The sequence below is a fragment of the Leifsonia xyli genome (genome assembly GCA_001647635.1).
GTDB lineage: Bacteria > Actinomycetota > Actinomycetes > Actinomycetales > Microbacteriaceae > Leifsonia > Leifsonia xyli_A.
Window position 1 is genome coordinate 1,834,816 of sequence record CP014761.1, and the last position, 15,689, is coordinate 1,850,504.

Consider the following 15,689-nt stretch of genomic DNA (forward strand, 5'->3'; position numbering starts at 1 on the left):
TTCTCAGAGGGATCGCGCGAGCCGCGTCGCCTGCTCGTCCGCGTCGGGCGCCCGCTCGGTTTCCATTCGGCGCGCCAGACGATAGGCCAGATACGCGGGGATGACGCCGAGCACACCGAACGACATGTCGATCAGCTGCCAGCCCACCGGAATGCCCCGCACGGCTCCCGCGATCAGGGCGAAAGGGATGACCATCGCGCAGGCGATCATGCCGAAGCGGAGCACCCAGATGTTGCGGACCGGGTCGCGGTAGGGCCCGATGAACGCGACGGCGATGACGAGGTGCGCGAAGCCGAGCCAGTCGGTCCCGTAGGAGAGGAACGGGTAGTCGCCGCCCGTGGTGACGAGTGCGGTGTGCACCCGGTCGATCCACTCCACCAGCCCGGGGAGCAGGTCCGGCGCCGGGCCGGCGTGCAGCATCGCGGACAGGACGCGCAGCTCCGCTTCGAGCGGGAAGGCGGTGACCCCGCTGACGACCAGGCCTACGACGAAGACGACGATCCAGAACCGCGCGGCGGTCAGCGTGCTCATGTCCCGACGCTATCGTCCAGCGCATCCCGGGTCGTCCGACGCAGGAATGATTCCGCCCGCGCGCGGTAGGGTGCAGGGTAGAACAGGGAGGTCTTGGGGTTGGACGTTCTCAGTGTGCTGCACTGGATCGGCGTGGTGGTCTGCCTGATCCTGGCACTGTCCGGCCTCATTCCGGTCATCGCCGCAGCGGCCACCTTCGTGGTCATCCCCTTCCACGCGTGGATCAACCACTACAAGAAGGCGGCGCCGTACCTCCCCCGTGTCGCCATCGTCGTCCCCGCCTGGAATGAGGGTGCGGTGATCGGCGCCTCCATCGACCGGCTGATGAAGCTCGACTACCCGCTCGAGGCGCTGCGGATCTACGTCGTCGACGACGCCAGCACCGACGACACCCCGGATGTAGTGCGCGGCCGTGCGGAGCAGTATCCCGGCAACGTGTACCTGCTGAGGCGCGAGCAGGGCGGCCAGGGCAAGGCGCACACCCTCAACCACGGCATCGAACGCATCCTCCAGGACGACTGGATGGAGGCGCTCCTCATCATGGACGCCGACGTCATCTACCTGCCGGACTCGCTCCGGCGCATGACCCGGCACCTGGCCGACCCGGACGTCGGTGCGGTCTCGGCGTACATCCGCGAGGGCAGCACCGAGCGCAACTACCTGACCAAGTTCGTGGGCGTCGAGTACGTGCTCTCGCAGCCGGCCGCCCGCCGCGCGCAGAACGTGCTCGGCGCGCAGGCGTGCCTGGCCGGCGGCGCGCAGCTGCACACCCGCGAGAACCTGCTGGCCATCGGCGGCCGCATCGACACGTCGTCGCTCGCCGAGGACACGATCACCACGTTCGAGACGCAGCTGCTGGGGAAGAAGGTCGTCTTCGAGCCGCACGCGCACGTCCTCGCCGAAGAGCCGAACCGCGTGGATGCGCTCTGGAAGCAGCGGCTGCGCTGGGCCCGCGGCAACGTGACGGTGACGGCCCGCTACTCCAAGGTGTGGTTCCGTCCGTCTCGCGTGCACCACCTGGGCGGCATCAGCTTCGGCATCGTCTGGTTCAGCCTGTGGCTGCTCCCGCTCATCATGATCACGTCGGCGATCGGTCTGGCCGGGCTGCTGTTCCTGCAGGACGAGCTGGCGACCGGTGTCTTCCGGGTGCTGTGGATCTCGGCGGCGCTCGCGTACCTGTTCGTGCTGATACTCGGCGCGCAGACCGACGGCTCGACCACCAAGCACACGCTCGGCCATGTGCTCCTGTTCCCCGGCATCATCAACATGCTCGTGATGGTGACCGCCCTGTTCCCGCCGGTGATGCTGGTCTGGCTTCCCGGCCTGTTCGGCTGGACACTGTCCGGGCCGACGCTGTTCGTGCTGACCCTCGCGATCTACATCTGGATCCCGTTCTCGATGGTCGTCGCGTGGCTCGCACGCCGCGCCGAGCGCACCCGCGCCGGCCGGTGGCTGGCCCCCGCGCTGATCTACCTCGCGGGCTACGGTTCGCTGCTCTGCGCCATCACGTTCGACTCGTACCTGAAGGAGCTGTCGGGCACAGAGGCGAAGTGGGACAAGACGGAGAAGGTCGGGCGGGTAGCGACGAGCTGAGGGCGCATGTCGGAGTTTGCCTCACAAGTCGCGAACGTGAAGCACCGACCTGACACCGAGCCTCCGACGGAGACCGGCGTCATGCAGCGCATCCACGACGATCGCTGCGCCGATCCACTCCGCCCCGCTCATCTCGACGAGGCGTTTGCACGCGTCCGCCTGCGCGCCCGTATCGATCCAGTAAGGTCAGCCAGGTTGCTGGGATCCGTCTTGTCGCTCACCCAGCGGAACGTCGCGACCAGCCTGCGGCGACAATCCGCGTCGAATTCATTCACCCGTCGGCTATGTCCAATGAGCGTCGGCCCTCGCGTAATAATCCCATCAACTGACCGTCTCTATGTATGTGGATGATGTGACGCTCTCGTCGGCTGGGTGCTGGGATTGGCACGCGCCGGGTTCAGACCCTTCGACGCCCTCCCTTGAATGGAACGGCGCTCCGCTGGCGCTGGCCGCAGACGAAGCGAAAGCCGACAAGGGAATCCTGTGACGGACGCACTCATTCCGATCGAGCACCGAATGGTCATTACTGACGAAGTGGCTCGCCGATGCGCGCGGGCTGCAGGCCGCTACATCGCGTTCCAACCGCGGATTCTCGTTCCCGCTTCTCTCGCCCTTGTTGCGTTGATCCTCGTCGGCGGTGCAGATGCGATCCTTCGGGAGGACGTAGGCATGATGCCGCTATTCCTCCTCGCGGGTATCGGAGTCGCAGCCGGTTTGCCCGCGGGGCTGTTCGCGGTCGCAGTGCGCAGTATTCGTCGTCAGATTCAGGTCGGTGATGAGTGGGGCACGGGCCATTTGGCACTCTCTCCGACCTCATACTTTCGTTCGTGACTCGGCCCGCTCGAGGCACCTTACGAGGCGACGCCATTTCCACAGACGCGGGCCATTGTCGAAGACAAAATCGCGCGGTGCTCGAAGAAGTTCCAATGCCCATCGACGCGGGACCTGCCGCACTTGTCGCTGCACAATCAGTATGAGATCCGTCTCATGGGGCACGTCAAAGAGAACAATGTCATCCGGAATCCACTCGTCTCTGAAGTCAGCTTCAGAGCTGTCGGAGAATTCGAAAGTCGCCAGCACTTCGGACTGAACCTCCTCAATCAATTCGTCGAGGGCAAGAGCAAGTCTGACCTTCTCGGTATCGCTCAGAGAGAGAAGTCTCTTCTGCCACGGAAGATCGATGTTGTCCTCGGGCCGCGCGGAACGGTTCACATGAATAACGCCGTCTTCCGTCAACCACATCTCTTGTCCCCTTCGCAACCGTCTTCGTATCTAGAACCGATAGTGATCGACTCCCAGTTTCTTCTTGGTTCCCTTTTTAAGCGTGCCTACGTGGTAACGGTCTTGGAGTCACATAGGCCCCGAAACTTCTTGCATTGGCCAGGCTTGAGGTTCTTCCCGGACTTCGCGTCTTTCTTCGCTTCCTTCTTCCCGCTTCCGCGATAGAGCCGCATCCGCCGCTGCCGGCGAAACCGTCTTTGGCTCGGACACATGCTCACCAGACCCATCGCTATCGATGCATCTTCGTCGACGCCGCGTTTTTGCCGAACAGGAGCTCTGCGACATTGTCCGTGTAGGCGCTCTGCGGGATCACCCAGATGCCGGCGTCATCCAACTCAGCGCTGAACTCCGACCATGAGATGTCCCTCAGTCCGTCCACTAGACGGGGAAAGAAGTGACCATCGAGTGTCGCGTACTTTCCGAGCCACTCACCGTCGTCGTCCTGATAGGCGGTGATGAGCGAGTGAGCACCAGCCAAGGCACCCCGCACGTACACACCGATGATCGGACGATCCAGATCGAGCTGTGAGCGAGGGGGCAGTGCTGGACGGGCCCGCCGGAGGGACTGTTGGGGGCTGTATTTCTTCCTCGTTGCTTTTCCGCGGAGGAAGTCGACGACAGAAGCAGCGATCATCAGAGCCCCAGCCACGATATAGCCGATTGGATCGGCGAGATTCTGATAACCCCGTAGGTAAGAGACGAGGATCCCGAGCGGTACACCGCAGAGGACAACCACCAACCATCGACGTACGAACCATCCCAGATAGTCCTTCAATAGAGCCTCTTCCCAGCTTGGAGACGAGAGCCGTAGCTCCTGGCCCACGCCACCGACTGGAGCACTCCATAAATGTTGCCGCCAATCCGGAGCGGCCGTGCGGCGTTCTTCATGACCTTTCGATGCGTCGCCTTGATAGCGGCGCGCTTGGCCACGTTCGCCGGCTTTCCTCGGACGAATGCGGGTGCTCTCGCCAGCCGGACGTTCCGAACCACCTTTGAAACTACCGCGACAGCTTTGCCTGCTCCGAAAGTTGCGGCAGAGATGAGGTTCGCAGTTCCGCCCGCTACATCAGCGGTCGCCAGCTGGTAAATGCCGCGGGCAGCCGAGATTCCGGCCGAGACGGCGCCGCAGATCGTACAGCCGAACAAGGCGGCAATTCCGAGTGCGCCGGACACGTCGTCGGCGAACGCGCCCCAATCCCATCCCGTGGCCTTTCCTGTGAGGTCGTATTGGTTGATCGGGTCGTCCGGGTAGACGTAGTCGTTGGGGGTTCCGCCCTCGACCGGGTCGACGGACAGGAACCTGCCAAGCCCGGGCACGTAGACGCGGGCACCCATCTCGATGAGGGCCACACTACCGGTGTGCTCGAACAGCTTCTGATGCTGACCCACCCACGCGTTCGACGTGTCCGTGCCCGGCTGGTTCGCCGGAACCGACGCGTCCGCAGCCGCCGTCCCGATCCGCCCGGTGACCGGGTCCACCGGCTGACCGAACGGGTCGTAGAAGAACACCGCACCGACCTGGGCGCCTGTCGGGCCGGCCGTGACCACCACATCGCCATGGACGTTCGGATACGACCACACCCCATCCCCGGATACCGGACGAGTCAGGGTCACACCACCCGGCAGCGCCTGCGTCGTCCACACCAGGACACTGTCCGCGTTCAGCTCGGCGACCGGCGCATCCCCGGTGCCGGAGAACACATACGTCGTCACCGACTTCTCACCCGACGTCGACACCGCCGTACGAGTCACCACCCGATCCAACGCATCCCGCACATACGACACCGACGAACCATCCGCCGACTTTTCACTGCCCGGGCGCATTTGCGGAACGTCTATCCGCTGACCATGAGGAAGCATAAGAGCCCGACGATCGCAAGGACCACGAACCCGGCGAGAGCGCCCGCGATCGGGTTTTCGAGGAGCCCCAGCCACTCAGTGACGCGCGGTGCATCCTTCCCGCGATGTCGACCGGGCCGACCTGCTGTCTCGGCTGTCTTCATCCCTTCGGCGCTGGAACCCCGGGCCGCAGTGTCTCCGTCATCCTGTTCGAGGCTCTTTCGCCTTGGTGGGCGATACAGAAGATAAACGATCCCAATCAGCGCTATGCCTACGACTACCCAGACGGTCGTGGAGCTACCCAACACTCGCGCGGGGCCCAACAGACCCAAGATGCCAGCGCCAATTCCGATGACGATCAGAGCAACAGTTCCCAGCGTCGTCGTCCATCTTCTCGGCAACTTAGAACCCTTCCACCGACGACCGATCGTAAACGCAGCTTGGAAAATGAACCGCATTTTCGCGGCGTAAGGTTTGGCGAGGTCTGAGCCATGGAGTGGCACCATCCGAAGACAGCTGGATCAACGGACAGGGTCGCCCGTCTTTCCTCTCCTAGGTCTCCATTTCCTATCGAAGAGCTTTTCGGCGATGACATCCGAGTACGTGCTCTGCGGAAGTACCCAGATGCCAGCATTGTCCAGCTCAGCTGCGAAATCAGCCCACGGTATATCCTTCAGCCCGTCCGCCAAGTGAGCGAACAGACGACCATCGAGCGTTGCATAACCGCCAAGCCACTCTCCGCCGGCGGCCTGGTAGACCGTGATCAATGAATGAGCCCCTGCGAGCTCGCCACGTACATACACGCCGACTATCGGGCGATCCAAGTTGAGTTGTGATCGTGGCGGCAGCGACGGACGAGCTCGATGCAGGGACTGCTCAGAATTGAACTTCTTATTCACGCGCTTTTCGCGGAGATAGTCGACAAGGGACGCCGCGATGATGATGCCGGTGGCCAGAGGAATGCCGACGATATAGGCACCGACTGAGTACTCGTAATGCAAGGTGCCCAATATGCCAAGTGGGAACACGCACACAACAATCCATAGCCAGCGTCGCGCGAACCAGCGGAGGTACTCGCTCAATACAGCCTCTTTCCTGCGGTGGCCCGGTTGCCGTAGCTGAGGCTCCACTTGATGCTTTGGTAGATGCCGTAGGCCTTTACCGCTGCCCGGACTGGCCGAGCCACGTACTTCATGACCTTTCGATGCGTGGCCTTGATAGCGGCGCGCTTGGCCACGTTCGCCGGTTTGCCGCGAGCGAAGGCGGGTGCCTTCGCCAGACGGACGTTTCGCACAACTTTAGACACCGTCGCGATCGCCTTGCCCGCTCCGAACGACGCAGCGGAAATGAGATTCTCCACGCCTCCCGCCACATCACCGGTCGCAAGCTGGTATATGCCGCGGGCAGCCGAGATTCCGGCCGAGACGGCGCCGCAGATCGTACAGCCGAACAAGGCGGCAATTCCGAGTGCGCCGGACACGTCGTCGGCGAACGCGCCCCAATCCCATCCCGTGGCCTTTCCTGTGAGGTCGTATTGGTTGATCGGGTCGTCCGGGTAGACGTAGTCGTTGGGGGTTCCGCCCTCGACCGGGTCGACGGACAGGAACCTGCCAAGCCCGGGCACGTAGACGCGGGCACCCATCTCGATGAGGGCCACACTACCGGTGTGCTCGAACAGCTTCTGATGCTGACCCACCCACGCGTTCGACGTGTCCGTGCCCGGCTGGTTCGCCGGAACCGACGCGTCCGCAGCCGCCGTCCCGATCCGCCCGGTGACCGGGTCCACCGGCTGACCGAACGGGTCGTAGAAGAACACCGCACCGACCTGGGCGCCTGTCGGGCCGGCCGTGACCACCACATCGCCATGGACGTTCGGATACGACCACACCCCATCCCCGGATACCGGACGAGTCAGGGTCACACCACCCGGCAGCGCCTGCGTCGTCCACACCAGGACACTGTCCGCGTTCAGCTCGGCGACCGGCGCATCCCCGGTGCCGGAGAACACATACGTCGTCACCGACTTCTCACCCGACGTCGACACCGCCGTACGAGTCACCACCCGATCCAACGCATCCCGCACATACGACACCGACGAACCATCCGCCGACTTCGTCGACACATGCCGATCCGAACCATCGAAACCGAGGGTCTGATCCGCAAGGCGCGTCGTGTTCCCGTGCGCGTCGTACCCCAACGACGCACCCGGGCCCGTCAACGACAGATTCCGGCCTGTCATCGATCCGGCATCCGGCAGAGCACCCGCAACGAGGGTGCCCGTCAACCGGTCCGCGTTGTCGTAGCAGTAGTCCACGGTCGATGTGCTCGCACCATCGAAGACATCGGTCAGCCGAGTCCGGTTGCTGTTCGCACCAGCCGCGGAGTCGGCGCCACATGTCGCCGCTGCATACCCATAGTCGAGCTCGTGGCGTGGAATCGATGCATGGGTCAAACGCCCAGCGCCATCGAACCGGTACCGCGACTCGTAACGGGTATTTGCAGCCGACAACACATCCGCCAGTACACGACCCGACTGGGAGCGGGTCACCGCGTCCCGAACAGCCACCCCATCCGCGAGAGCCACATCCAACGCCGACACCCGCCCGGCAGCGTCCTTCGACAACCCCAGCTGCGTGCCGTTACCCGCCGTGCCAGCGCCCGTCGGGAACACCACCGAGACCGGCTCTCCCTTGTCGTAGACGACCTGCGCGACGACGGCACCGTCGACTGACACTGCGGTGGGAGAGCCATCGAGGTCGAACGCAAACGTAGCTTCGGTCGCTCCGCCCTTCGGGTATGTCGTCTTCTTAGACACCACGCGGCCGAGGATGTCGAACTGGCTCGCGGTCACCGCTCCACTCACATCGGTGTAGCGGACAGTGCGACCCAGAAGGTCGACCACCGTCGTGATCCGCCCCGCCGCGTCCTCCACCCAGGAGGTCAGCGGGTCACCACCAGCAGCCCCGTTACCGGTGTACGACGTCACCACTGAACGCGCGGGGGACCCACCGAACGCCGGCATAGTCACCTTCGTCACCCGGCCTCGGCCGTCGTAGGTGGTGCAGGTCCAATCGGAGTCGCCGGTCCGGCGTGTTCCCACGACACGACCCATCAGGTCGTAGGCGGTATCAGTGGTGATCATGACGCCGTCGGCATTCGCGGGGTCGGTGTGGCGGGCGAGCATCCCATATTGCGGCGTCGATCCAGCGACACCGCAGACCCCGGACCCCCACATCATCTGCAGCGTCTGTGTCTCTTGGTAGTAGTAGTTCGCCGTTGCGGAATTCGTCGGGATGTTACGGGCAACCGCACCGGGGAGTGCCTTGAACTGCTCCCGCAGATAGCCGGATCCCTCCGCCTCGTAGCCACGCATGGTCGTCAGACTCAAACCACCCGGGTCCGAGGTCTCGGTCACGGGAAGCCCGTACCAAGGGGTGCTGCCATATCCGGTGCTGCTACGAACAGCGCTGACCTGGTCGGCGGACACCCCCGGCACGTTGGACGGGACGCTGTCATCCGTGGCCGTGGACGTGCTCAGCCCGTAGTCGGGCACCAGTGCACTTCCCGGGATCAACTGCCGAGCGCCGCCCGGGGGTGTCCAATACAGCCCGAAACTCGCCACCGAAGCGATATCCCAGTACTGCACCCGAATCGGCACCGACTGCCCCGCCGTCACGGTGATCAGACCGTCCGGCGACGCGTGAGCAGCACCCGCAATCGTGTCCGACATCACCAGGATGTCGTTCAGCCACAACTGAGACGAATCGTCCGCCGTCACGGACAGCTTGTACGTACCCGCTGTCGGGAAGGTCACCATGCCGGTCATTCGGGCGGACCAGTTGTCAGCGGGGACCCCGGCCGCGGGAGCGCCCGCGCCCCAGTCCTTCGACATCGTCCCGTCCGCGGGACCGACGCCTAAGGAGTAGGCCTTCGGCCTGCCCGCGAAGGACGTGTTGTCGAAGTACTGCACACTCAACCCGCGCAGACCCTCGTCGTAGGCCGTGCGGGTGTGCGCGGGCGTGACCACGCATGCGCCCTCGGGCACTCCGCCCGAGCTGAAGCAGGAGGCCGGCGCAGGACCATACGAATCCGTTTGACGATGGCGCCCGTTATAAAGCCGAGTCGACTTCCGACCCTGCGGATCGGTCGACGACACCACCTGATCGAACACATTCCACTCCGTACGGCCGGTCAAACCGGAGGCAGAGGCGTCCGTGAGCTGCTGCAGCGCATCGTTGAACGTCACGGTTCGTGCGTGTCCGTTGGACGTCCCGTCCGTGGGCACATCCAATCCCTTCGCATCGACGAACGTGGTGTGGTCGCCGTAGGTATAGGTCTTGGCCGGCTGGGTGTCCGCGGTGGCGCCGTCCGGGGCGGGGAGGGTCACGGAGATGGCGCGTCCGGCGTCGTCGTAGCCGATCGTGGTGGCCGTGGTCGCCTCGGTTGCAAGGCCAGATCGGCTGCTGTCGGCGGTGAGCCAGTCGTTGGTCAGCGAGTCGCGGACGGTGACCAGGCGACCAGCGGCGTCATAGCTGAAAGTGGTGAGCTCGGCACCGGGGTCGAGGATTCCTGCGAGCTGCCCGTTGTCGTTGTACAGCAGTTCGGTGGTGTCACCGGATCCGGCGATGTGGCCCGGGTAGACGATTCGGCAGATCATCCCCGCCGGAGCGGCGGCGTAGTTTTTTCGCACCGGGCACGCGGCACCGCTGAGGTCCGAGTCGGTGGCGCTGAGCCCGAGGGACGCGGCTGAGTCCCCGGAGTAGGCGAACTTGACCTCGCGCCCGTAGCCGCCGCCGGTCAAGGCGGAAAGCGGGTCGCTGATCCGATCGAGTTGGGCTGTTCCGGCTCTCCAGCCCGCCATCGGTACGGAGGGCTTCCGGGTGTCCTCTATCGCGGTGATCGACTTCAGCACCCCGGTCGCGTCGAACACATAGGCGGTGCCGGATTCGTCGGTGAGGGTGACGTTCCCGGACTTGTCCAGGGCGAGGACACCGCTCTCCCCGGCCGGGGCTGTGTAGCCGGGCGCGTTGACGCCTCCGTTCACGGGGCTGGCGTTCTTCGTATAGGTGTGCACGCCTCCCGTGGAGTCGGTGAGGATGACCGCGGACTCGGTGATCTGCGCCCGAAGGTATCCATCTACTCCCGTCAGCGCCGTGGATGACGCCCATCCGCCCGGCAGAACCGGCGCCGACGTCGTGAACCAGTCCGGTGGGACGATGAACTCCTTGCCCGACGAGGCGTCGCGGACCCAGAGGTCGAGCTTGGACGCCCCGGTCGCTTCGAAGTACTCGACCGTGATGGGTGTCGCGCCGGCCTTCATGGCGGTGGCGGGCATCCAGTCGATGTGGTCGGCTTTCGAGGTGGACCACAGGTCGCCGATCAGCTGACCATTGAGCTTGAGGCGTGCGCCGTCGTCCCGCGCGAAGCCGAACGTGTAGGTGCCCGCCTTGGGCGGCGTGATGAAGCCCGTCCACTGCGCTGTGTAGTAGTCCGCCGGGATCGCCGGGCCGGGCGACTCCGTCGGCCAGCTGAACGAGACGGCGGTGTCGGTACGGACGAGCTGCGGAGTGCGACCACCGAAGGTGAACGCGGCGCCTGTACCCGGCGCAGGCGTGACGTCGAAATACCGTCCGATCAGCCCGCGGTTGGACTGCTGCTGGGAGTTGTAGGCGAACGAGAGGCCCATCTCACCGCCGAGCGTTCTCACCGTCGGGGATGAGAACGAGAGGTGCGCGTTGCCGTTCGCCAGATTCACGGTCAACGGCCCGGCGGTGTCCGTCGGCGCCGGACCGGCATCGCCGATCCGGAGGTTCACCGTGAACGGCTTGGCCCAGAACGGAAGGTACGTCGCCGACCCGTCCTTGATGGAGACGCCCCAGCTGTACCTGCCGCCGTCTTGGAGCGTGCCCGCCGGGGGCGTCCACGTGGTGCTCGTCGTCCATCCTGAGGAGACGATCTGTCCGCTGACGGCGTCCCCGCCCGTCGCCACCTGGAACTGGTACTGGGTGGCCCCGGACTGCGACGCGATCGGGTCGACCGAGAACGTCGGGGTGACGGAGGTGATCACCTGATCCGCGACCGGCGACGCGGTGTCCGGATTCGGAGTCGGCGGCGGCGTCGTCGTGAACTTCCACGTCGCACTCTCACGAAGCGTCGAGGTGCCGAGCCACCCGTCGTAGCCGTCCTTCACCTGAGTCTTCCAGTAGTAGGTCTTTCCACCCTGGAGGGCGGTCTGCGGGACCTTGACGCTGGGCTGGCTCGTCCATCCGGAGGACCAAGCGGTGCCGACGGAAGGGTTGGGGTTCTCCGAGATCACGAAGTTGTAGATCAGCCCCGTTCCCCCGGGATCGGTGGCACCCTGCACAGCGAGGGTGGGGTTGATGGACGACGTGCCGCCGTTCGCCGGAGCAGGGGCGGCGAGCGTTCCGGCTGTCGGGAAGTCCTTGTACGTGATGTACATCGAGGTCTCGAGACGTTTGTATGCGTAGACGCCGGGTCGTTCGTCCCCCGTCACCTGGAGGTAATTGCCGGCAGACCTCGCATTGACCCAGGCGGCGATCCTGTTCTCCAGGGGCGAGTCCTGAGCGAATCCGTCCGCCGCCACGGGGAAGAGCGACAGCCGGTCCCCCGAGCCGTTGTACGAGAACGCGTTCGCGTAGTTGACGGCCCCGGGGACGGCGTTCGTCGTCCCTTCGCCGGCCACGACGCCGTAGATGAAGGCGTCCGTGATCTGCTTTCCGAAATACCCCTCGTAGCTGTAATGGGTGACGGTGCGCCAATACGTGTCTCCGTTGGCGCGCGCATTGCCTACAAGGGTGCCGGTGTTGGTGCGGGAGGCGCCGTCAGAGCGAAACGCATGCACGTCCTGGTTGTCGGACCACACGGACGGGTCGACGAACACAGGGTAGGTGCGCTTCGAATCGTTCAGCCACGAGCGGTCCGCGCGAAGAGTGAGTTTCCACTTCGATCCGTCCCGCTTGACCACCGCGTGGACGGGATGGTCGTCCGGCTCCTTCACCCCCTCCTTTCCCGAGGAATCCCACATCCGGGGCGCGGGAACCACGAACACGATGTGCCCTGAGGAATTCGTGAACACGACATCACCCGTGACCTCGTCCTTGCTCAGATTCAGCTCAGGTGCATCCACTGTCCAGGTCCACGAGGTTCTGCCCTTCGCTCCGGGGGCCTTGCTCAACTTCAGCGTCTCTTTGACGCCGGCCTTGCTCACCGCGTATTCGGCGTCGGTGTCATCGAGGACGTCTCCATACGAGACGCGGGACCTGTCCTTGGCCGAGGCCACCGGATTGAGGTTCCGAACGAGCCGCGAATGGCGTGAGCCGATCAGGCTGAAATGGACGGTGTAGCCGTCTTTGGAGACCGAAAGCGCGTCGCTCGAATTCGCGAACTCTGCGAACTCGGGATGAAGCGGATGGTCCTCGACCGCGCCGCCGCCCAGGCCGACCGGTGAAAGCCACCCGGTGCCGTCGACCGCCGTTTCGATCTGCACGTAACGCCCCTCGCCGTCGAGGACGTTCAATGGATCGGGCGAGATCTGCTGCGTCTTCGTGCCGTCGGGATTCTTCCAGGTCGTCGACTTTTCGTCTCTCCTCTCCACCGTCGCACCATCGGCCGGACCTTCGTGACCGGATGTTCGCTTCGGGAACGCGGACGGACGACGGAGATCCGGCTTCTCGAAATCGGTCACAGGCTCCGGGCGGGGAGCCGACTCGAAGTCCCCCGATGGGATCGATCCGCCATCGTTCGCCGGGGCTGCGGACGTCTGGGCAGGGAGCGAGAGCACGTCGGCGCTTGCGGCCGGGGTCGCATCAGCGGCGGAGGCCGGCTGGAGATCACCGATGACCAAGGCTGCGGCGGTGACGATGCCGACGATGGTGAGAGCGCGGAAAGAGTGAGACACGATCATTGAAAATATCTGGACATGTGAGCATTGACATAAAGTGCTCTGTCCTCAATGTCCACAATTTCGCAGAGAGGTCATACCGCGGGACCACATCTGACGGATGACCCCGCAGCCCGAGCATGCCCCTCCCGGCCGACGCGTGCCCCGGCCCCGCCCAGCCACGCTGGGAGCATGACCTCAGCACCTCCACCGGCCCTCGCGGCCTCCGGCCTCACCAAGTCCTACGGCTCCTCGGTCGCGCTCGCGGGCGTCGACTTCCGGGTCGACCCGGGCGAATCCGTCGCGATCATGGGGGCGTCCGGATCGGGCAAGACGACGCTGCTCCACTGCCTGGCGGGCATCGTCGCGCCCGATACCGGCACGGTCCTGCTCACGACGGCGGGCGGGGCGGTCGACGTCACACGGCTCGGGGAGGCCGGGCGGTCGCGGCTGCGGCGGGAGGAGTTCGGGTTCGTGTTCCAGCAGGGGCTGCTGCTGCCCGAGCTGACGGCGGTCGAGAACGTCGCCCTGCCCCTCATGCTGACGGGCGCCGACCGGCGGGCGGCCGAGCAGACGGCGGGGATGTGGCTGGCCGCGCTCGGGCTCGCCGGGTTCGAGGCACGGCGCATCGGGGAACTGTCCGGCGGGCAGGCGCAACGGGTCGCCATCGCCCGCGCGCAGACGACCGGAGCGTCGGTGGTGTTCGCCGACGAACCGACGGGAGCGCTCGACTCGGCCACCTCGGCGGAGGTGATGGATGCGCTCATCCGGTCGACCACCGGACGCGGGCGCTCGCTCGTCGTCGTCACGCACGACGAGACCGTCGCCGCCCGCTGCGCGCGGGTCGTCCGGCTGGCCGACGGTCGCATCGTGGACGAGGTGGCGACGCGATGACGACGCTCCGCCTCGCCTGGCTGTTCGGCCGCCGTAGCGCCTCCGCCCGCTCGACCGTCCTCCTGCCCGTCCTCGCCTTCGCGGTGGTCACGGCGCTGCTGCTCATCGTCGCGGGAGGCGCGCAGGCGTTCTTCTCGTGGACGGATGACGAAGCCGGCCTCTACCAGGTGCTCGCCGTCGTCGCGCTGTCGCTGCTGGTCGTCCCACTCGTCGCGCTCGGCGGCTCCGCGGCGCGGCTGTCCGCGCGGCGGCGCGACGACCGGCTCGCGAGTCTCCGGCTGCTCGGGGCGACGCCGCGGCTGGTGCGGGCGCTCACGGTGATCGAGTCGACGGTGCTCGCGGTGGCCGGCGCGGTCGCAGGGGTCGTGCTCGCGCTTCTCGCGGCGCCGTTGGTCGGACTGATCCCGTTCCGCGGACGTCCGCTCGGCTTCTCGGCGCTGCTCGGCCCCGGATGGATGGCGCTGACGGTCCTCGGCGTCGGCCTCCTCGCTGCAGTGAGCGCCGTCATCGGGCTGCGTGGAGTGGTCCTCTCGCCGCTCGGCGTGCGGACGCGGCAGCAGGCCCCGCGCATCCACTGGCTGCGGGCGGTGCTGACCGTCGCGGCGATCGGGGTGGTCGTGCTGCTGGTCTCGGCGCTGCAGGTCGTGGCGCTCAGCGCGACGGTGCTGCTCCTGGTGCTCGCCGTCGCGTTCGGCGGCAGCATCGCGGTGCTCAACCTCATCGGGCCGTGGGTGCTGAAGAGGATGGCCGCGTCCCAGGCCCGTCGCGCCCGCAACGCGCGCCGCCTGCTCGCGGCCCGCAGCATCCTGGAGTCGCCGAAGGCCGCCTGGCGACAGGTCTCGGGCGTGGCGATGACGAGCTTCATGGCCGTGTTCGCCGGGGTCGGCGTCGCTCTGCTGCAGGCGGCAGGCGGCGACGGCGATCCACTGCTCGCCGACATCCGGACCGGCCTGATCATCACGGTCGCCGCGTCCTTCCTCATGGTCGCCTGCTCGGCCGGCGTGAACCAGGCGGCGGCGGTGCTCGACCGGCGCGACCTCTACATCAGCCTCGACCGGATCGGTATGCCCGTCTCGGAGATGAACGCGGCGCGCAGCCGGGCGGTGCTGTCCCCGCTGCGCATCACGACGGTCGGATCGGCGGCCACTGCGGCCGTGGTGCTCCTGCCGCTCACCGGCGCGAGCCTGCTCGTGCAACCGCTCACCCTGGTCGTCGTCGCGGGCTGCCTGGCAGCGGGGGTCCTCCTCGTCTGGGCGTCACTGCTGGCCACCCGGCCGGTTCTCGCCCGCGTGCTCGCGGAGCCGTCCCCCAGCCTCTGACCCAGTAGGGTCGATGCATGCCCCAGAACAGCGACGTGGAAGCTGCGCTCGAGCAGCTGAACAGCATCCGCCAGAGCATCGACAACATCGACGCCGCGGTCATCCACATGCTCGCGGAGCGGTTCAAGTTCACGCAGCAGGTCGGCGCGCTGAAGGCGGCGCACGGGCTCCCACCGGCGGACCCGGAGCGCGAGAAGCAGCAGATCCAGCGCCTGCGGGCGCTCGCGGAGGAGAGCCACCTCGACCCGGCCTTCGCCGAGAAGTTCCTGACGTTCATCGTCGCCGAGGTCATCCACCACCACGAGCGCATCGCCGTCGAGAACGGCAAGTAG

General features: G+C 65.8%; 8 protein-coding genes. 4 read left to right on the top strand and 4 right to left on the bottom strand.

The window, feature by feature from the left end; genetic code table 11:
- Positions 1–3: 3 nt before the first annotated feature.
- Positions 4–531, bottom strand: a complete 528-nt coding sequence (locus A0130_09010) for a hypothetical protein (protein ID ANF31795.1) — start codon at positions 529–531, stop codon at positions 4–6.
- A gap of 114 nt (positions 532–645) precedes the next feature.
- Between A0130_09010 and A0130_09015 the strand changes: the two genes are divergently transcribed.
- Entirely contained in the window at positions 646–2,124 is a 1,479-nt protein-coding gene (locus A0130_09015; protein ID ANF31796.1) for a glucosaminyltransferase, read from the top strand.
- A gap of 1,510 nt (positions 2,125–3,634) precedes the next feature.
- Here A0130_09015 and A0130_09020 read toward each other — a convergent pair.
- The 3 genes from A0130_09020 to A0130_09030 all read right to left on the bottom strand — a co-directional run bounded on the left by A0130_09020 (position 3,635) and on the right by A0130_09030 (position 13,168).
- On the bottom strand, positions 3,635–3,901 hold the full coding sequence (locus A0130_09020) for a hypothetical protein (protein ID ANF31797.1): 267 nt from the start codon (positions 3,899–3,901) through the stop codon (positions 3,635–3,637).
- Between the two features lie 275 nt (positions 3,902–4,176).
- Complete coding sequence (locus A0130_09025; protein ANF31798.1) at positions 4,177–5,190, bottom strand: hypothetical protein; 1,014 nt, start codon at positions 5,188–5,190, stop codon at positions 4,177–4,179.
- Between the two features lie 1,132 nt (positions 5,191–6,322).
- The gene (locus tag A0130_09030) at positions 6,323–13,168 is read right to left on the bottom strand and encodes a hypothetical protein (GenBank protein ID ANF31799.1); all 6,846 of its coding nucleotides are present in this window, start codon (positions 13,166–13,168) and stop codon (positions 6,323–6,325) included.
- A gap of 168 nt (positions 13,169–13,336) precedes the next feature.
- Between A0130_09030 and A0130_09035 the strand changes: the two genes are divergently transcribed.
- From A0130_09035 to A0130_09045, 3 genes are read left to right on the top strand one after another with little or no spacing between them, the layout of a single operon-like run.
- Positions 13,337–14,038: an ABC transporter ATP-binding protein gene (locus A0130_09035; GenBank protein ID ANF31800.1), complete on the top strand. Its 702-nt coding sequence runs from the start codon at positions 13,337–13,339 to the stop codon at positions 14,036–14,038.
- Positions 14,035–15,357: a permease gene (locus A0130_09040; GenBank protein ID ANF31801.1), complete on the top strand. Its 1,323-nt coding sequence runs from the start codon at positions 14,035–14,037 to the stop codon at positions 15,355–15,357. The genes A0130_09035 and A0130_09040 overlap by 4 nt, the downstream gene beginning before the upstream one ends.
- Positions 15,358–15,374: 17 nt before the next feature.
- Positions 15,375–15,689, top strand: a complete 315-nt coding sequence (locus A0130_09045) for a chorismate mutase (protein ID ANF31802.1) — start codon at positions 15,375–15,377, stop codon at positions 15,687–15,689.

What these genes read in the sequence shown, in the direction of transcription:
- A0130_09040 (ANF31801.1), top strand. Translation starts at nt 14,035, where the DNA reads ATGACGACGCTCCGCCTCGCCTGGCTGTTCGGCCGCCGTAGCGCCTCC.
- A0130_09035 (ANF31800.1), top strand. Translation starts at nt 13,337, where the DNA reads ATGACCTCAGCACCTCCACCGGCCCTCGCGGCCTCCGGCCTCACCAAG.
- A0130_09045 (ANF31802.1), top strand. Translation starts at nt 15,375, where the DNA reads ATGCCCCAGAACAGCGACGTGGAAGCTGCGCTCGAGCAGCTGAACAGC.
- A0130_09030 (ANF31799.1), bottom strand. Translation starts at nt 13,168, where the DNA reads ATGATCGTGTCTCACTCTTTCCGCGCTCTCACCATCGTCGGCATCGTC.
- A0130_09010 (ANF31795.1), bottom strand. Translation starts at nt 531, where the DNA reads ATGAGCACGCTGACCGCCGCGCGGTTCTGGATCGTCGTCTTCGTCGTA.